The sequence below is a fragment of the Aliiroseovarius sp. S253 genome (assembly GCF_049800855.1).
Lineage (GTDB): Bacteria > Pseudomonadota > Alphaproteobacteria > Rhodobacterales > Rhodobacteraceae > Aliiroseovarius.
This window is the reverse complement of record NZ_JBNAFW010000002.1, coordinates 562930-580993: the sequence shown is the minus strand read 5'-3', so window position 1 is coordinate 580993 and position 18064 is coordinate 562930. Positions and strand designations below refer to the sequence as shown.

Annotated in this window: 19 protein-coding genes; 6 read left to right on the top strand and 13 right to left on the bottom strand. The window is 57.6% G+C overall.

The window, feature by feature from the left end:
• Positions 1 to 11: 11 nt before the first annotated feature.
• The 5 genes from ACP15F_RS14325 to ACP15F_RS14305 all read right to left on the bottom strand — a co-directional run bounded on the left by ACP15F_RS14325 (position 12) and on the right by ACP15F_RS14305 (position 3447).
• Positions 12 to 635, bottom strand: coding sequence for a LysE family translocator (locus ACP15F_RS14325; protein ID WP_424941498.1), 624 nt, complete (start codon positions 633 to 635; stop codon positions 12 to 14).
• A 3-nt stretch (positions 636 to 638) separates the two neighbouring features.
• The gene (locus ACP15F_RS14320) at positions 639 to 1010 is read right to left on the bottom strand and encodes a GFA family protein (RefSeq protein ID WP_424941497.1); all 372 of its coding nucleotides are present in this window, start codon (positions 1008 to 1010) and stop codon (positions 639 to 641) included.
• A 10-nt stretch (positions 1011 to 1020) separates the two neighbouring features.
• Positions 1021 to 1599, bottom strand: a complete 579-nt coding sequence (locus ACP15F_RS14315; protein ID WP_424941496.1) for a helix-turn-helix domain-containing protein — start codon at positions 1597 to 1599, stop codon at positions 1021 to 1023.
• Between the two features lie 153 nt (positions 1600 to 1752).
• Positions 1753 to 2205 carry a GAF domain-containing protein gene (locus ACP15F_RS14310; RefSeq protein ID WP_424941495.1) on the bottom strand — a complete coding sequence of 151 codons (453 nt, stop codon included), beginning with the start codon at positions 2203 to 2205 and terminating at the stop codon, positions 1753 to 1755.
• A gap of 63 nt (positions 2206 to 2268) precedes the next feature.
• Positions 2269 to 3447: a thiolase family protein gene (locus ACP15F_RS14305; protein WP_424941494.1), complete on the bottom strand. Its 1179-nt coding sequence runs from the start codon at positions 3445 to 3447 to the stop codon at positions 2269 to 2271.
• 99 nt (positions 3448 to 3546) lie between these two features.
• Here ACP15F_RS14305 and ACP15F_RS14300 point away from each other — a divergent pair, with 99 nt between their 5' ends.
• On the top strand, positions 3547 to 3894 hold the full coding sequence (locus ACP15F_RS14300) for an STAS domain-containing protein (RefSeq protein ID WP_424941493.1): 348 nt from the start codon (positions 3547 to 3549) through the stop codon (positions 3892 to 3894).
• A gap of 99 nt (positions 3895 to 3993) precedes the next feature.
• Entirely contained in the window at positions 3994 to 4377 is a 384-nt protein-coding gene (locus tag ACP15F_RS14295) for an ATP-binding protein (protein ID WP_424941644.1), read from the top strand.
• 85 nt (positions 4378 to 4462) lie between these two features.
• Here the strand turns inward: ACP15F_RS14295 and hspQ are convergent, their stop codons facing one another.
• Positions 4463 to 4789, bottom strand: a complete 327-nt coding sequence (hspQ, locus tag ACP15F_RS14290; protein ID WP_108858147.1) for a heat shock protein HspQ — start codon at positions 4787 to 4789, stop codon at positions 4463 to 4465.
• A gap of 218 nt (positions 4790 to 5007) precedes the next feature.
• Here hspQ and ACP15F_RS14285 point away from each other — a divergent pair, with 218 nt between their 5' ends.
• Entirely contained in the window at positions 5008 to 5583 is a 576-nt protein-coding gene (locus ACP15F_RS14285) for a transglycosylase SLT domain-containing protein (RefSeq protein ID WP_424941492.1), read from the top strand.
• Between the two features lie 49 nt (positions 5584 to 5632).
• Here ACP15F_RS14285 and ACP15F_RS14280 read toward each other — a convergent pair whose 3' ends face one another.
• From ACP15F_RS14280 to ACP15F_RS14260, 5 genes are all read right to left on the bottom strand, one after another.
• The gene (locus ACP15F_RS14280) at positions 5633 to 6238 is read right to left on the bottom strand and encodes a LolA family protein (RefSeq protein ID WP_424941491.1); all 606 of its coding nucleotides are present in this window, start codon (positions 6236 to 6238) and stop codon (positions 5633 to 5635) included.
• A 104-nt stretch (positions 6239 to 6342) separates the two neighbouring features.
• A complete protein-coding gene (locus tag ACP15F_RS14275) occupies positions 6343 to 6690 on the bottom strand; it encodes a RidA family protein (RefSeq protein WP_424941490.1) in 348 nt (115 codons plus the stop codon).
• A gap of 83 nt (positions 6691 to 6773) precedes the next feature.
• Positions 6774 to 9740, bottom strand: a complete 2967-nt coding sequence (locus tag ACP15F_RS14270) for a DNA translocase FtsK (RefSeq protein ID WP_424941489.1) — start codon at positions 9738 to 9740, stop codon at positions 6774 to 6776.
• A 12-nt stretch (positions 9741 to 9752) separates the two neighbouring features.
• A complete protein-coding gene (locus tag ACP15F_RS14265; protein WP_424941488.1) occupies positions 9753 to 10934 on the bottom strand; it encodes an aminotransferase class I/II-fold pyridoxal phosphate-dependent enzyme in 1182 nt (393 codons plus the stop codon).
• A 131-nt stretch (positions 10935 to 11065) separates the two neighbouring features.
• The gene (locus tag ACP15F_RS14260) at positions 11066 to 12394 is read right to left on the bottom strand and encodes an amidase (RefSeq protein WP_424941487.1); all 1329 of its coding nucleotides are present in this window, start codon (positions 12392 to 12394) and stop codon (positions 11066 to 11068) included.
• 49 nt (positions 12395 to 12443) lie between these two features.
• Here ACP15F_RS14260 and ACP15F_RS14255 point away from each other — a divergent pair, with 49 nt between their 5' ends.
• Positions 12444 to 13706 carry an FAD-dependent monooxygenase gene (locus tag ACP15F_RS14255; RefSeq protein WP_424941486.1) on the top strand — a complete coding sequence of 421 codons (1263 nt, stop codon included), beginning with the start codon at positions 12444 to 12446 and terminating at the stop codon, positions 13704 to 13706.
• A 63-nt stretch (positions 13707 to 13769) separates the two neighbouring features.
• The gene (locus tag ACP15F_RS14250) at positions 13770 to 15410 is read left to right on the top strand and encodes a sulfatase-like hydrolase/transferase (RefSeq protein WP_424941485.1); all 1641 of its coding nucleotides are present in this window, start codon (positions 13770 to 13772) and stop codon (positions 15408 to 15410) included.
• Between the two features lie 49 nt (positions 15411 to 15459).
• Here ACP15F_RS14250 and ACP15F_RS14245 read toward each other — a convergent pair whose 3' ends face one another.
• Together ACP15F_RS14245 and ACP15F_RS14240 are read right to left on the bottom strand one after the other, a co-directional pair.
• A complete protein-coding gene (locus ACP15F_RS14245; RefSeq protein ID WP_424941484.1) occupies positions 15460 to 16794 on the bottom strand; it encodes a TadE/TadG family type IV pilus assembly protein in 1335 nt (444 codons plus the stop codon).
• Between the two features lies 1 nt (position 16795).
• A complete protein-coding gene (locus tag ACP15F_RS14240) occupies positions 16796 to 17194 on the bottom strand; it encodes a TadE/TadG family type IV pilus assembly protein (protein ID WP_424941483.1) in 399 nt (132 codons plus the stop codon).
• 483 nt (positions 17195 to 17677) lie between these two features.
• Between ACP15F_RS14240 and ACP15F_RS14235 the strand changes: the two genes are divergently transcribed.
• Positions 17678 to 17971, top strand: coding sequence for a hypothetical protein (locus ACP15F_RS14235; protein ID WP_424941482.1), 294 nt, complete (start codon positions 17678 to 17680; stop codon positions 17969 to 17971).
• The last annotated feature ends 93 nt before the right edge of the window (positions 17972 to 18064 follow it).

Here is an 18064-nt window from a genome sequence, read left to right as displayed (position 1 = left end):
TCTCCTGTTGGTCAATTCCATGCCAGCCGTGCGGCGAGTGCTCCGAAGATCACGGCGGACAGTTTGTTCATGGTGTGTGTGGATTTGCGGACCTTGTCGGCGGCCAGACCGGCGAAGATGCCGATCAGCCCGTCGGCAATGAAGCCGCCAATTGCGAAGATGATTCCAAGGATCAGGATCTGTTGCCATTCCGGGCCAATCGCGGGGTCCACGAATTGCGGCAGGAAGGCGAGGATGAACAGGATCACCTTGGGGTTCAGAAGGTTGGTCACAAGGCCGCGCCGGAAGGCACGCCACAGATCGGCCCGGCCTTTGCGCGTGTCGGGGGCAGCGCTAGCGCGCCAGCTATGCCACGCAAGCCACGCCAGATAGGCCGCGCCCACATAGCGGATCACATCCAGCGCGATGGGGGATGCCGCGATCAACAGCGCCAGCCCGGCAGCAGCAAGGATGACCTGACAGGCCACGCCAAGGATCACGCCTGCGGTGGCGGCCAGCCCCGACTTCGGCCCACCGGCAATGCCGCTGGCAATCACGAACATCATGTCTGCGCCGGGTGTCAGATACAGAAGGATCGAGGCACCGATAAAGGTGGCAATGACCCAAGGGTCCATGAGGAAAAGCGTCTCGATCATGGCTCAATCCTTCTGCGGTAGGCCATCGGCGATCTGGTAGTAATCGCCCTTGTCCGCCGTGAAGATGTGCTTTTCCAAACGCAGCCCGGTGGGTCCGTCGACCGCGCCCAGCGCGAAGCTGATCGTGTCCTCGTCATGGGCTTTCCAGAACAGGAAGGACCCGCAGGTCGGGCAGGATCCGCGTTTTGCCGAGTCGCTGGCTTCGTACCACGACACGTCGCCTGTGATGGTCAGATCGGCTTCCGGCACAAAGGCCGAGGACCAGATGCCGCCCGATTGCTTGCGGCACTGGCTGCAATGGCACATCGAGGCCCCTTCCGGGGTCGCATCCGTGGAAAACGTGATGGCGCCGCACAGGCAGCTTCCCTTAATCATTGGCCCCTCCTTAATAAACCGGCGGCGCGATCACCCAGATCGCAACAGCAGGTTCGTCATAGGGATTGGCCCAGTCATAGGTCTCGTGTTTGATGCGGAAACTATCGCCGGTCTGAACGGTAAAGCTGCGCCCGCCAATGGTCAGGTCCAGCTTGCCCGAGACCATGTAACCGACCTCTTGCGTGGGGCGGCTGGCGGGGGTCTGCATCTTTGAATGCGGCTCGAAGGTAGAGTGCACCATTTCGAAATCATCGGTCAGGTCAGGGGACAGAAGCTCTTCCCGCAGCCCTTCATGGCTTGCGCCCATGGGACGGCGATTACCTGCTCGCACGATCCGCCCCTGTTCCCCCGCAGGCGAGGATTTGTGCGCGAAGAGAAGCGACATGGGCACGCCCAGCACATCCGCAATCGCACGCAGGTCGGAAATCGAGGGTTCGGATTTGTCACGTTCGACTTGGCTGAGCCAGCCGATAGAACGATCCAACGCTTCCGCCAAATCAGCGATCGTCATGCCGCGCGATTTACGCAAGGCCCGCAGATCCGCCCCCAGACTGGTTCTGTGCAGGTGCTGTGGATCGCTGTGTAGCATGTGACCTCCGCATGAATGTTATCGTGAAATTTTCACCATTTTTTTCATGTTGGGGCAGAAAAGTGATTCGTGGCAAGCTTGAATGCGACGGGAAATTGTCGTGTTCAGGCTGTGAAACAGATCAAATTTGCAGGGATTCGATCGGAAACAATCCTAGCGCGCAAAGGTATCCGACAGGATTTGCGCAAGCGCGTCAGCGTCATCTTGAGTGAAAGCGGAAGGCTGATCGCTGTCGATATCCAGCACCGCAATCAGCACGCCATCTGCGTTGCAGACCGGCAAAACCACCTCGGATCGGGTCGAAGATGCGCAGGCGATATGGCCCGGAAAGGCGTCGACATCATCGACCAACTGCACTTCGCCCGTACGCGCCGCTGCCCCGCACACCCCGCGCGAGAACGGGATCTGCAAGCAGCCATGCCCGCCCTGATACGGTCCGATCTTCAGCATCTCGGGCTCCGTCACGCGATAAAAACCAGTCCAGTCGAACCGATCATCTGCGTGATGCAGTTCACAGGTGACGGTGGCCATCAGGGCGACCTCGTCCGTTTCCCCCTCGGTCAACGAAGCAATGATCTGAGCGGTTTCGGCGTAGTTGATCTTCATGGTGATTTCCAAATGAAAAGGGCGCGGAAACCCGCGCCCCTAATCTTGCAGGTCGATGTGACCTTACACGCGTTCGATCGCGATGGCAGTACCTTCGCCACCGCCGATGCAGATCGCGGCCACACCGCGTTTCAGACCACGCTTTTCAAGCGCGTTCAAGAGCGTCACCATGATGCGTGTGCCCGAGGCACCAATTGGGTGACCCAGCGCACAGGCTCCGCCATTTACGTTCACGATGTCACGCGACAGGCCCATTTCATGCATGAAGGCCATAGGAACGACGGCGAACGCCTCGTTCACTTCCCAAAGGTCCACGTCGTCTTTGGTCCAGCCCAAACGATCCAGCAGTTTTTGCGCGGCGGGAACGGGTGCCGTCGTGAACAGGTTGGGTTCCTGCGCGTGGCTGGCGTGACCCATGATCCGCGCGCGGATTTTCAGACCAGCAGCGTTGGCCGCGTCTTCCGAAGCCACGACCAAGGCCGCCGCGCCGTCCGAAATGGACGAGCTGTTGGCAGGCGTCACCGTGCCATCCTTGCGGAAGGCAGGCTTCAAGGTCGGGATCTTGTCGGGGCGTGCGTTGCCGGGCTGTTCATCTTCACCCACGACCACATCGCCCTTGCGGGTTTTGATCGTGACGGCGGCGATCTCGCCTTCAAAAGCGCCGGATTTCTGAGCTTCAAGCGAGTTCGCCAGCGACTTCAGCGCGTATTCATCCTGAGCTTCGCGGGTGAACTGGAAGCTCTCAGCGCAATCCTCGGCGAAGGTGCCCATCAAGCGACCTTTGTCATAGGCGTCTTCCAAACCGTCAAGGAACATGTGGTCCACGACCGCGCCATGCCCAATCCGGGCACCGCCGCGCATTTTCGGCAGGATATAGGGGGACTCGGTCATGCTCTCCATGCCGCCAGCGACCATGATATCGGTGCCGCCCAGCGCCACCTGATCATAGGCGATCATCGCGGTCTTCATGCCCGAACCACACATCTTGTTCAGAGTAGTGGCCGGAACCTCTTTGCCCAACCCGCCTGCAAAACCTGCCTGACGTGCCGGGGCCTGACCCTGACCGGCAGGCAAAACGCAGCCCATCAGCAGCTCTTCGATCTGGCTGGCATCCGCACCTGCATCTTCCAGCGCCGCCTTGATGGCCGCGCCGCCCAGCTCGGAAGCCGTCACACCCGAGAATGCGCCCTGAAACCCGCCCATTGGGGTGCGCGCTGCCCCTGCGATAACCACGTTTTTCATCATAGCCTCCAACCAATGCTTTTCCTGTACTCGCTTACCGAATGGTAAGGATCGCCGTCTAGACTGTAGTTCTACTAACCGCGAGGAAGGAGCGACCCCGTGCAACTTACCTATCAAGATGGGCCCGAAGCCCGAGTGATCACCGTAGACAACAGTCGAATTGACGCCGCCATCGCCATCAAATTCAAAGATCAAATGCGCGACATGACGTCGGATGGCCCGCAACGTGTTGTCGTGGACATGACGAAAGTCGACTTCATCGACTCCAGCGGGCTTGGCGCGATTGTAGCCGCCATGAAACAAGTACCAGATGGACGCAGTTTTGAACTGGCCGCCCTATCCAAAACCGTCGGCAAGGTCTTTGCACTGACACGTATGGATACGGTATTCACCATCCATGACAACGTCGCCGCGGCCCTAGATGGCGGACTTGCCAACGCAAGCTGACGAGACTGTCCTAGCAGGAGTGCACAGAACTTGCATAACGCGGCGAAGCCACGCTCAGGTCAGAAACTCCACCTGAAACTACCAAGCGACAACTTGTCTGTGCGACAGGCCTTGGAACAGGTGCTTGCCTTAGCCTTGTCAGCAGATGAAAAATCGGTGGTCGAAATTGTTCTGGCCGAGGTTTTGAACAACATAGTCGAACATGCCTATCAAGAAGACCCGACAGGCCGCATCGATTTATATGTTGAACACTCGGATACGGGGTTCCGCGTCTTGGTGCAGGACGAGGGACTTCCATTGCCAGAAGATCTGCCCAACAAGCCGGTCGACTATGATCTGAGTTGCGACAACAGTGACCTGCCAGAAGGGGGATTCGGCTGGCTTTTGGTGCGCGAGCTGACTGACGGATTACACTATGAACGGCGCAATGGACGGAACATCTTGTCGTTCTGGATCCTCAATCCCGAGGCAAAACAAGCCTGAAATTGCGCCCGCGCGCCATGGTGCCCAGAGACAACGAGAGAATTAGTCGGGCCGGTCGACTGAATTTCGAAATGCGAATGACCGCTCAGTTCAGCTGAACCTGTAGCGGGTACTGTCCGTCTTCGAAATCCCCAAAAAGATCATGTAAATCAGGGTGTTCGATCGGTTCACCCGATTGGTCTTCGACCAAGTTCTGTTCGGAAACATACGCCACATAGTAGCTTTGGTCATTCTCGGCCAGCAGATGATAAAACGGTTGATCCTTTGACGGACGGCTGTCCTCTGGAATGGCATCGTACCATTCATCGGTGTTGGAGAATATCGCATCTACATCAAACACCACCCCCCGGAAGGGATGCTTCCGATGGCGGACAACCTGACCTAGATGATATTTTGCGTGTGTCTTCAACATTAATCCAACCTTGTCCCATGACTAACGCCGAACACCTCTGATTGTCCATGCGACTTGGTCGGAAATTTTGGAAACAGTTTGGGCATTAATGGATCGGCGGGCCCTGTTTCCGTCCAATCAGCAAAGATGCGCCACGGGTGCGAAAAAGGCAGATCTTCTGATTCCCACAGGCCAGAAAATCCGTTAGAATATTGAAAAAACAAACGAGCAGTAGGCAGATGAAAAAACTCATTCTCGCGACCATGGTCGTGGCGTTCGTGGCGTCCTGTGGTGGCAAGTCAAAGGCGCCCCGCAATCTGGACAACGCATGCAGCATCGTTCGGCAGCAACCCAAGATGTTGCGCGCGATGAAGCGAACAGAACGGAAATGGGATGTACCCGTTCACGTTCAAATGGCGATCATCCATCAGGAATCGAAATTCGTAAAGGATGCCCGAACCCCTGTAAAATATGTGCTGGGCGTGTTGCCCATGGGGCGTCAAAGCTCGGCATATGGCTATGCACAGGCGTTGGACGGCACGTGGAAAGAATACCAGAAGTCCGAAGGCGGCCGCAGCGCGCGCCGCACCGACATTCGTGACGCCACCGATTTCATGGGTTGGTACATGAACAAGACGCGTGATGTGACTGGCATTCCGCTGCATGACGCCCGCAACCAGTATCTGGCTTATCACGAAGGGCGCACCGGGTATCTGCGCGGTAGCTATAAATCGAAATCCTGGCTGGTGCGTGTGGCGGACAACGTCGGATCACGCTCGGCCATGTATCAGCGACAACTGGCGCGTTGCCGTTAATAGTGCACCTGACCCGGGAAAGCTCGGGTCAGGTTTTCTTACGAAGCGCTTAGTTTCGCACGCGCTGTTTGATCGCAGCGGTGATCGAGAACAGCGACGACCCAAGTGATCCGCCCTTCTCCAGTTCGCCCAGAAGAACCGTGGTTTTCGAACCCGCATTGTCGGTGATGATCCACTGGCGCAGCTCGACCGGGTTCGATGTAAACTTCAGCTCGATCGTTCCGACTTCGGGGTTTTCAGGGTCTTGTGCGACAACCGTAGTCGCAGTGCCGTCATACTTGTGACCCACCACCATCTTCGCACGATTCAGATTCACATTCCGCTCAAGAATCAGGTTCAACGGTGTACGTTTCAACGGATACTGCTGCGGGCCAGCATTTGATTTTCCGTCAAAGATCGCAACCTGAGATCCCCCGGCCACCACCAGTGCATCCGTCGGCGGGTTGTATTCAAACCGCGCTCGGCCCGGACGTTTCAAATAGATCGTCCCGGTCGAAATCGTCCCGTCATCATTGATTTGAGTAAACTGAGATTTGGCGGTGGTCAGACCGTTCAAATACTTGGAAATCGCGTTCAGGCTGATTTTCTCGGCCTGAGCCGGAAGCGCCGTGGCCACCAATACCATGGCGGCGAAAGTCATACGCAAGGGGGTCATCTATACTACCTTTACTGCTCGGGCCTACTCTATCCCGTTTGATATGGGAAGTTTAAGCCCGAACAGTAGGTGATAGGCGATAACGCGCCTTTCAAGGGGCGTTGTTATTCCGCGACCGCGGCAGTCACGATCACTTCGACCTTGTGATCCGGAGTGGCCAGATCGGCCGAGCCGGTCGCGCGGGCAGGCGCGTGGCCCTTGGGCACCCAAGCGTCCCAGACCTCGTTCATCTCGGCGAAATCCTTCATGTCAGCCATCCAGATGATCGCTTGCAGCATGTGCTTGGTCGAGGATCCGGCCTCTTCCAGAAGTTTTTCGATCTGCTCCAGACATTCGCGAGTCTGCTCGGCCACGCTGTTGCCGGGGGTGCCGACCTGACCGGCCAGATAGACGACACTTTTATGGGTGACGCTTTGGCTCATTCGGTCGGTTGTGTGACGACGTTGAATCATTTGCTTGCCTCAGTTTTGTTATCGTTAGGAAACACGCCGACCCGAAAGGGTCGGCGCAGTCCGGATCGTTGTCCGGTGACTTGTTACTGCTGTTCGGGGATCAGGATTTCGCGTTTTCCGACATGATTTGATGCAGAAACGAGCCCTTCATCTTCCATCTGCTCAACCAGACGCGCGGCTTTGTTATAGCCGATACCCAGTTTGCGCTGGATGTAGGATGTCGAGCATTTGCGATCCTTGATCACAATCCCCACCGCCTGATCGTAAAGCGCATCTTCGCCGTTGGTGTTGCCACCAGTGTTCAGCCCAAGAACCGCGTCGATGTTGTCGGCCTTGTCTTCTGCCGGGCCATCGGACACGCCGCCTACATATTCGGGCGGACCAAAGCTTTTCAGATAGGTGACGATTTCTTCGACTTCCTCGTCCGACACAAACGGGCCGTGCACGCGGGTGATTTTCGAACCGCCCGCCATGTAAAGCATGTCGCCCATGCCCAAAAGTTGCTCGGCCCCCTGTTCACCCAGAATGGTGCGGCTGTCGACTTTCGAGGTCACCTGGAACGAAATCCGGGTCGGGAAGTTGGCCTTGATCGTGCCGGTGATCACGTCAACCGACGGGCGCTGCGTGGCCATAATGATGTGAATGCCCGAGGCACGCGCCATCTGCGCAAGACGCTGGATGCAGGCCTCGATTTCCTTACCGGCGACCATCATCAGGTCTGCCATTTCGTCGACCACAACGACGATGAAGGGCAGTTTCTCGGGGGCGAATTCCTCGGTCTCGAAGATCGGTTCGCCGGTGTCATCGTCAAAGCCCGTCTGAACGGTACGTTCGAACATCTCGCCTTTGGCCAGCGTGTCTGCCACCCGGCTGTTATAGCCTTCGATATTGCGCACGCCCATTTTGGACATCTTGCGATAGCGCTCTTCCATCTCGCCCACGACCCATTTCAGGGCAACAACAGCCTTTTTCGGATCGGTCACAACGGGGGACAGCAGATGCGGGATGCCGTCATAAACGGACAGTTCCAACATCTTCGGATCAATCATGATCATCCGGCATTCTTCCGGCGTCAGCTTGTAGAGCAGCGACATGATCATCGTGTTGATCGCTACGGATTTACCCGAACCGGTGGTCCCTGCGATCAGCAAGTGAGGCATCTTGGCAAGGTTCGCCACGACAGGCTCGCCGCCAATATCCTTGCCCAGCGCCAACGGCAGGCGGTGGTTGCCGTCACCGAAGTCTCGGGTCGAGAGGATCTCGCGGAAGGATACCATCTCGCGTTTCTCATTAGGTAGTTCGATCCCGATGACCGAGCGACCGGGCACGGTCGAAACACGGGCTGACAAAGCCGACATCGAGCGGGCGATATCGTCGGCCAAACCGATCACACGGCTGGCTTTCAGACCGGGGGCCGGTTCAAGTTCGTACATCGTGACAACGGGGCCGGGGCGCACGGATACGATTTCGCCCTTCACGCCATAGTCATCCAGAACGGTTTCCAACATCCGCGCATTTTCTTCCAGCGCCTCATCCGACAGAACATGACGTTCAATCGAGGTCGGGTTGGCCAGCAGGTTCAGCGGCGGAAGCTCGTATCCCGGATGGCTGTCATCGAATTTCAACGCAGGCTGCGTTTCAGCTTTTGCGCGGGTCGAAGGTTGGACAGGCTTCTTCGGCGGATGCTGCACAACCTTCTTGGCGGGCTGGGTGAAACCCGAATGCTGAGGCGTATAGACGCGTGCCTCGGGCTCGACCTCGGGGGCCATCAGATCTTCGACGATCAGATCATCATCTACAGCCAGCTCGGCCATCATCGGAGCATGCGCGGTAGCCTCAACCATGGGCGCTTCGACCATCGGCGCGGCGTATGGATCCGCATAGGGATCTTCCATCGGCACATCCATGTCCGGCTCGGCGGGCATCGAGGTATTTAGGATCATCGGATCCGGGCTGCGACGGTGACGCGACACGGCGCGCTCTAGCGGGGGCTCGGCGCGCATCGGGTTGGCGATTGGCATCTCGCGCGAACGGTTTTTCAAAGCCGAAGCGATCTTGGCGCGAATGCGATCTTCGCCACCCAGCTCGTCCGGGATATCCCCTTCGAAGACAGCGGGTTCGATCAGTTCAGGTTCAGGCTCGACATTACGACGCATCAGCGACGCCAACAGGCCCTGCTTTTGCGGAGCCGGAGCGGGTTCTTCGTGCAGAACGGCCTCGGGCTCGGCATGCATCGGTGGTTCAGGGCGCAACACGCGTGCGGTACGCAGGGGCGGCGGTGACGAGAACTCTTCTTCGTAGAGTTCTTGATACTCTTCCTGAGCTTGCGCCTGTTCCTTGCGGGCGACATTGCGTGCCTGCATATGGCGGGCGGTGGCTGCAGCTCCGGTGGCTGCGCCTTTCGCGCCTTTGCCCAGCAGGGAAACTAGACCTGCATAAGTCATCACGACACCGACAACCAAGAAATGACCGATGCGCTTCAGCTCGGGTTTATCCAGACCTAGGACGAACAACGTGGCAATCAGGGCGGCAACAGCTGTGATCGCCGACATAACCTTCAACCCAGCGCCTGCGCTGATCGGAAGGGCCGCCAAAACCGCACCCAGAACGGTATCTCCGAACAAGCCGCCCAGCCCGAAGGAATGGGTCCAGCCTGCACCCGGAACCAGGGTCGAGGCATAGACCGAACACAGAGCAACGGCGATTGGGGCGAATACCAGTCGCCCAACGGCACGCTCTTCCCCGAAGTGGAACGTCATGCGCAGGCCCCAGACCACAAGGATTAGCGGCAGCGCCCACGCTCCCAGCCCGGCAATAACCGACAAGGGCGACGCGATAAAAGCACCAAGCCGGCCCAAAGCGTTCTGTGCAGGCGTGTCGGTGGCCGACATCCAACCCGGATCCTCAGGCGAGTAGCTGCCAAGGATCAGCGCGATCACGATGCCAAGGGCAATCAGACCGATGCCCAAAAGCTCTTTCCCGCGTCGTTCCAGCACCGCTTGCGTGGTGCTGTCAAAGATCGGATCTCGTTGTTTCGCCTGATACGCCATGCCACCTCGTCCTTACTTATACAGACCGTCGCGGATCTGGATCAGCCCGCGCGTCATGTCTTCTTTTGGGGCCACCATTGCGACCCGGATGAACCCCTTGCCGGGGTTTTCTTCATTCACATCCCGCGACAGATACGCGCCGGGCAGAACCCGCACGCCAGTCTCGGTCCACAGTTTCATTGCGGCCTCTTCGCCATCATCGACGGGCAGCCACAGGAAAAAGCCGGCTTCTGGGGGCCTGTACCCCGGAACGCCTGCAAAAATCTCGTCCGCAATGGCGTACTTCTCTTGGTACAGTCGGCGGTTCTCGATCACATGTTCTTCGTCGGTCCACGCCCGTTCGGCCACGCGCTGCAGCGGCAGTGGCAAAGGCGCACCGGCATAGGCACGCAGCTGGCGCACTCGTTTGATGCTTTCCGGGCCACCGGCCACAAAACCCGAGCGCAAGCCGGGCAGGTTTGACCGTTTCGACAACGAATGGAAGATCGTCACGCGTTCCGGATCAGCGCCGCCTTCGCGAGCGACCTCAAGCGCACCGGGGGGCGGCGTGTCGCGATAGATCTCGGAATAGCATTCGTCGGCGAAGATCTTGAAATCATATTTCTCGGCCAGCGCGATCAGGTTGGCCCAGTAATCACGATCTGCCACTGCGCCTTGCGGGTTGGTGGGCGAACAAATGAAGGCCACTTCGGTCCGGTTCAGGATCTCGGGAGACAGCTGGGAATAGTCCGGCAGGAAGTTGTTGTCGGGTGTCGCGGGCAGGAACACTGGTTCTGCACCGACAGTTACGGCAGCAACCGCATAGACCTGATAGAACGGGTTCGGGATCAGAACGACGGGCTTTTCGCCGCGCGACGTCTGTTCGGGGCAAAGTGCGATCAACGCATTGAACAGACCTTCGCGGGTGCCGTTCAGAGCCATGATTTGATCCGTGGGAACGTCGATCCCATAGCGCCGATCCAGCCAGCCCGAGATTGCATTCAGCAGTTCGGGCGCACCATCATTCGGCGGATATTTCCCAAATTCATCAACGGCTTGGGTCAACACTTCAGGCACCCAGCTTGGAAAGGGGTGCTTGGGTTCGCCTATCGTCATATGCATAATTTCACCACCCGGCGCATGAGCGTCGAGAAGGGTCCGCAATCGCGGGAATGCATACTCTGGCAAGCCGGAATACCGCTCGGGAAACGTCATTTGAAACGTCTTTATACTGCCTCAGTTTTCGGGGTCATGTCGCCCCGTTACGGTCGACGATAGCCTGCAAATCCCGGCTGGTCCAGAAATTCGCCGTGAAAATCGACGCTTGGAGGGTACAGTTGTGGCTTTTAGGACAACACGGCTTCGCAGGCGGCCCCAAGGCGCAGCAGGCGCTCTTCGCCCATCGGTGCGCCCAAAAGCATGATCCCGGTCGATGGAAGACCCGTCGGCAGGCTGAGACCGCACAGCCCCAGCAGGTTGCCGATCCGCGTATTCCGCAGCGCCCAAAGGTTTTCTTCGACGTAATAGTCATGATCCGACATCAAACGATCTACATTGGGCGGCATGATGGGGGAAGTTGGCAGAACCACTGCGTCAAACCCAGCCATTTCGGACAGGAATTCAGTACGAATATCCTCCAGCCGCTGCCACGCCGCCACAAAATCCACACCCGAGAATGACGCCCCCGCCATGAACCGTTCGCGAATTTCGTCAAACATCAAATCTGGTTGCGCATCGATCGCTTCTCGCCACGTGGCATAGGCTTCTGTGGTGAACAGAACGCCGGACATGGCGAGCGCTTCATCGACGATCGGTAGGTGCTGACGGCTGATCGTCGCGCCACCGTCCATAATGCGGCCCAACGCGCTGTCGAACCCGGCCAGCGGTTCGTCCCGACAGCCCTCGAACCCGTTTTCCAGCACCAGAAGACGTATGCCTTTCAGGGAAGCGCCGCGCAGATCTGCAGGCGCCCTGCCTTCAAGCGTCGCCAGCATCAGGGCGGCGTCTTCGACTGTGCGACACAGCGGGCCAACCGTGTCAAAGCTGGCCACCAAGGGCACCACGCCTTTCAACGACACGCGGCCCGAGGTCGTCTTTAGTCCGACAAGATCGTTCCAAGCCGAGGGGATCCGCACCGACCCCCCGGTGTCCGACCCAATCCCGCAGGGGGCCAATCCAAACGCGACCGAGGTCGCCGCCCCGGACGAGCTTCCGCCCGAAACGGCATCATGGTCGTTCACACACGGGCTGGTCGCGGTGACGGGGTTCAGGCCAAGGCCCGAGAACGCCAGCTCGCTCATATGGGTCTTGCCAAGGCAGATCATCCCGGCGGCAGTGGCGTTGCGCAGAACTTCAGCGTCTTGATCCGGCACGCGGCCTTTCAAAAGGGCAGACCCGGCTTCGGTTGCCGCACCTGCCGCGTCGAACAAGTCCTTCCAACTGATCGGGACGCCATCAAGAAGACCCAAGCGCTGCCCAACTCGCGCACGTTCCGAAGCCGCGCGGGCCTCGGACATGGCGCGGTCCTCGGTCAGACGGGCATAGATGCGCTCGCCGAACGGATGGGCCTTGATGGCGTCCAGATAGGTGCGCGTCAGGTCAACGGGGTCAATGTCACCCTTGGCGATGCCCCGACCCAGATCGGCCATGCTCATGGTCAGCCACGCGTTGCTCATCCCTGCCTCCATTTTCCCTGTCCGAAGGACGGTAACGACAGGAGGACGCATGGACAATCCCAAACAGCGAGGGCAGAAAGAGGGTATGACACATGATGCCGATATCCTGATCGTGGGCGGAGGCCTGAACGGCCCGGCCCTTGCGCTGGCCTTGGGGGACACCGGGTTCAAGGTGACCATGATTGACGCGCTGCCGAAGGGCGCGCGTGGGGGCGATGACTTTGACGGGCGCGGCTATGCGCTGGCTTTGGCATCGCAACGGTTGCTGGTGGCGCTTGGCGTTTGGCCCCAAGTCTCGGAACACGCGCAGCCGCTTTTAGACATCCGCATTTCCGACGGTCGCCCCGGCGAAGGCCCCGGCCCGTTTGTGTTGGAATTTGACCATGCCGAGATCGACGAAGGCCCGATGGGCTATATGGTCGAGGACCGCTTCCTGTCCCGCGCCTTCCTAGACGCGGTCGAAGCACACCCGAACGTCACGCTGATTGATCAGGACACGGTGGTGGATCAAACCATTGAACCGGCCTCGGTCACGTTGAATCTGGCCTCGGGCAAAACTCTGACCGGTCAGATGGTCGTCGGCTGCGACGGACGCAGAACCGGCACGGGCGAACGCGCGGGCATCAAGCGGCATGGGCATGACTACGGGCAGACCTCGTTGGTTTGTGCGATTGATCACGAGCTGCCGCATGAGGGTGTCGCGCACCAGTTCTTTATGCCTGCAGGCCCCTTGGCGATCCTGCCGCTGCCGGGCAACCAATGCTCGATCGTCTGGACCGAAACCCATGACGAGGCCGCGCGCATTCATGCGCTGGATGACGAAGGGTATTTGGAGGAACTTCGCCCGCGCTTTGGCTCGTTCCTGGGCGAGATCAGTCTGGCCGGAAAGCGCTTCACATATCCGCTGAACCTGACCGTGGCGAACAGCTTTATCGCGGATCGTTTGGCGCTGGTGGGAGATGCCGCACACGGGATGCACCCGATTGCCGGGCAGGGTCTGAATGCAGGGCTGAAGGACGTGGCTGCTTTGGCCGAGGTCCTAACGCTCGCCCGCCGTCGTGGCGAAGACATTGGCCGTCTGGATGTGCTGGAACGCTATCAACAATGGCGGCGTTGGGATGTCTCGCAGATGGTCATGATGACCGAAGCCACCAACCGGCTGTTTTCCAACGACAATCCCATCTTGCGCGTGGCTCGTGACATTGGGTTAGGCGCAGTGAACGCCATGCCCGGCCTGCGCCGCAACTTCATCCGCGAGGCCGCTGGCCTGACCGGAGACCTTCCACGTCTTCTGCAGGGCCGCCAGATCTGATCGCCCATTGCTGATCGGCCTCCCCTGCCCTACCGTGCGAAAAACGCCGGTGGAGGGGCAGCCATGAACATTCTTTTCATCATGTATGACCAGCTTCGGTTTGATTACCTAAGCTGCGCGGGCCATCCGTCGCTGAAGACCCCCAATTTCGACCGCGTTGCAGCGCGTGGCGTGCGGTTTACCAACTGCTATGTGCAGTCGCCAATCTGTGGTGCCAGCAGGATGAGCACCTATACTGGGCGCTATGCCTCGTCTCACGGGGCGCAGTGGAACGGCTTCCCGCTGCGCGTGGGCGAACACACGATGGGCGATCACCTGCGCGCAGTCGGGATGGACTGCTGGCTGCTGGGCAAGACCCACATGAAGGTGGACGCCGAGGGCATGAAGCGCCTTGGCATTGCGCCCGACAGCGTCATCGGTGCGCGGCAAGCAGAGTGCGGATTTGATGTCTGGGTTCGTGATGACGGGCTGTGGGCCGAGGGGCCGGATGGGTTCTATGACGAAAAGCACTCGCCCTATAACGCCTATCTGAAGTCAAAGGGTTACGAAGCCGAGAACCCGTGGTCGGTGAACGCCAATGCAGGCGTCGAGGATGGCGAGATCGCCAGCGGCTGGATGTTCGACAATGCCGACAAACCCGCCAATATCCGCGAAGAAGACAGCGAAACCGCGTGGCTGACCAGTGAAACCCTGCGCTTCATGGATCAGGCCAAGGGGCCGTGGTGCGCGCATGTCAGCTATATCAAGCCGCACTGGCCCTACATCGTGCCCGCGCCCTATCACGACATGTTCGGGCCGGATGATGTGCCCCCGGCGGTTCGGTCCGATGAGGAGCGCCAGAACGCGCAACCCGTGTTTGACGCCTTCATGCACAACAAGATCGCCGCCGCCTTCCAGCAGGATGAAGTGCGCAAGAAAGTGATCCCTGCCTATATGGGTCTAATCAAGCAATGCGATGATCATTTGGGGCGCATTTTGGATCATCTCGACGCCACTGGGCAGGCAGATGACACGATGATCGTGCTGACCTCGGACCATGGGGATTATCTGGGTGATCATTGGTTGGGCGAGAAGGATCTGTTCCACGAGCCCTCGGTCAAAGTGCCTCTGATCATCGCCGACCCGCGCCCATCGGCGGATGCCACCCGCGGCACTACCTGTGACGCGCTGGTCGAAGCGATCGACCTTGCCCCCACCTTTGTCGAAGTGGCCAGCGGCACCGTCGCTGATCACATCCTTGAAGGGCGCAGCTTGATGCCGTGGTTGCGCGGCGAGACGCCGGAGTGGCGCAAGTTTGCCATCAGCGAGTACGACTATTCCTCGACCCCCGCCTGCGAAAAGCTCGGCGTCAGCCCCCGCGACGCGCGGCTGTTCATGGTCTTCGACGGGCGCTACAAACTGATGCATGCCGAGGGCGGCCTGCGCCCGATGTTGTTTGATCTGAAAACTGACCCGGACGAGCTGAACGATCTGGCGCGCGGAAACGCACATCAGGATCAGATTGCCCGCCTATACGAGATGCTCGGCCAGTGGGGCCGACGGATGAGCCAGCGCGTCACCAAATCCGACACCCAGATCGAAGCAGGGCGCGGCCGATCCATGCGCCGCGGGATCTTGCCCTTCCTGAAAGATGGGTCCGAAGTGGCGGACGAGCTGACGCAGGCCTATCGTGGACCAGCCCCCCAAAATCACACCAAGGCGTGAATAGCTGGGCGAGGTTTACCGCGCCAAGCCCAGAATTTGTCGCATCAGATTAGTATGCTAGGCGGAAATACTCGGCTTCGAACAGGTTCGGCATTCCGGTCCCACAGAACCCCATATTCATGTTCGAGGTGCCGCTGATCTCACCCCCTGCAACAAGAGATGCACCTTCAATCCCATCGGCGTTCGCCGAGAACTCGATATTCCCCGCCGCGATCATCCGGCTGCCATAAATGTTGATCTTAGACGTAAATTGGATTCCGCCAAGTGTAAGCAGCACAGACCCACCACCTTCGGCGCAGCCGTCATTCTTTCCCAAAGTCAGGCTTGAACTTGAGTTCATGGATTTGGGATCGGTGTGGGTGGTCGCAATGATAGAATTTTCAATCCGCAGCGCTTGGCCAAACTTAATTGTGCAGTCCGTTACAATAACCACATCGGAAATCGCCGTCGCTTCGTTAATCGTCAAAACGCCATTCTTACCGCACCCAACAACATGAACCCGATTTGGCGTCAGATCCGCCATGGTAAGCTTATCGCTGTTCTTAAGGGTAAGATATTCAACCGGATCCAACGTATGAATATTATCCGGCAAATATTCGGGAACGCGATCTCTTAAACCTTGAATGTACGCGGGCAGCTTGTTCACCGTGCGCAGGCGATATGCCCCCTCCCGAAGCGCGGCATCCAAGCCGTCGTTGGTTTTCCAACCTGATCGGGGCAGGTCCAAGTCATCAGTATCGGGCATAGAAACGATGGTGCCAGTTTCGAAGGTGTTGTTGCTGTTCAAGGATACATAGTCGTTCGAGTGTAGGCAGAAGCCATTTTTAAACCCATTGTTTGACTGAATATCGATACGTCCTTCTGAAACAAATCCTTCGAGAAAGCAGGTGGGGCGGAAGGTCGTAAACACGGACTGGACCGTCATGTCATAGTTAACGAAGCCCAGTATGCGCAGAACAAACGTCGACACCGGATTCGATTTCGAATTTAGGCGCGTCGAATAGACGTGCACGGCCGCCTTCGAGTTCGCATTGGGAGTAAAAGTCTCCGTATCCCGATCATACTTGCCAAACGTAATGTCCGAAGCTTGGATAACCTTCCCGTATTCTGCACTTGGCATCGTCGCTTCAACCAACGCCAGTGCCTGGGCCTTTGCCTTGTCGGGATCGCTTTCAAAGTCACGCCGATACAGCGCCGCATGAGCTGTCATGTCGGCCGACACCTGCAACTGAGTGCGGGCGTTCATCAAGTTGTGCATGTCTATGGCCAAGCCACCAACAAGAACAATCGCAGCGAATAGGAACATCCCGAAGATTGTGATGGCGCCTTCGTCGTTCTTTGTGAACTGCCAGATGTGGTTGGAAGTATGGGACGGTGTGTTCACATCAATACTCCACGAAATGCTGAGAGGACACCCTGACCGAGAAGTCTTCGAGAAAGTTAAATTTTCCGTTGAAGACCAAATCCGACACGGGAATCACTGCAGTCGAGGTGATCACCCCAGTCGATTCATTGATGGTGGTTGTAGCAGTCCCATTGCTCGAGAGATGCGAGATACGGGTTTTGATATAGGTCTGTGTGTCATCTACTGAATCGAGACGCTTTACCGACAGAGCGCGGTTCGCATCTTGTACCACACGCATAATGATCGATTGTTTGTAGAATACGAAGGACGTGTTGATGATCAGAACAAAAATCATGAAAAGCACGGGAAGCCAAAGTACGGTCTCGACAGTCGCAGTGCCATCTTCATTCATAAGCTTTTTTTTGGTCTGAATGTCCATTTCACCTATTCGATGTATGCTTACCCTTCGTCAATAAACTTTAACGTGTTGGGTGGCGCCAAAAAAGGAAAATAAGCGTTCATTCTGTGCACAAAATAAGGCAAATTAGCCGATTGTGTACAAACCGTGGCAAAACGATCCGCTTACTACACTAAAGGTTATACTCCATGCCAAGCGATTTTTTGCACCTGAGGTCGATCAACCGTACGAGTTGCCCGAGAAAACACCGGGAGTCGCCAGTCGATTCGAGACCAGTCTCTGGGTCGAAAATTATAGTGTTACCGAAGTGGTATCGTGCCTAGAGGAGGTTATCCGCAACACGCCTAGTGTTTGATTGAAGAGATAGTAAGAGGATAATTTCACGTAACGTAGTGAGTTGTGGAGTGTGCCCGAGCCGGAAGTAGTGGGCTTTACCGAATTGCGGAAAACCTACTACGGCGAAGACTGAATTTGGGTCACACGCCATGCGAACGGACGAATATCATGTTTAAATACCAATTCTTGGATTGCGCCTGCCTGCCCATCTTATCGAGCGCCCCGGCGGTTGCGTCAGATTGTGATGCGATGGCAACCGCCACTGAAAATGCGGCACTGATTGTACAGACTGGCGATTCAGCAGCTGCAGAGCACTATTTGGTTCAGGAAATTAGATTTGCAGAAGCATCGCCAACTATGAATGCAGCGTTAATTGAGAACTCGATGTCCAATGTAGGTTGGTGGAAAGACCCACACCAGTGGGCTGCGGGAGTTTTTGGTCAATGTATTTCTGAGCAGTAAGCTTAGAGCTAGATACAAATCCTGTACTTTGGTCATCCCAATGAATTGGGATTCCGTGAAACGGCCCCTTCGCATTTGCTTGAGCCTTCAAAA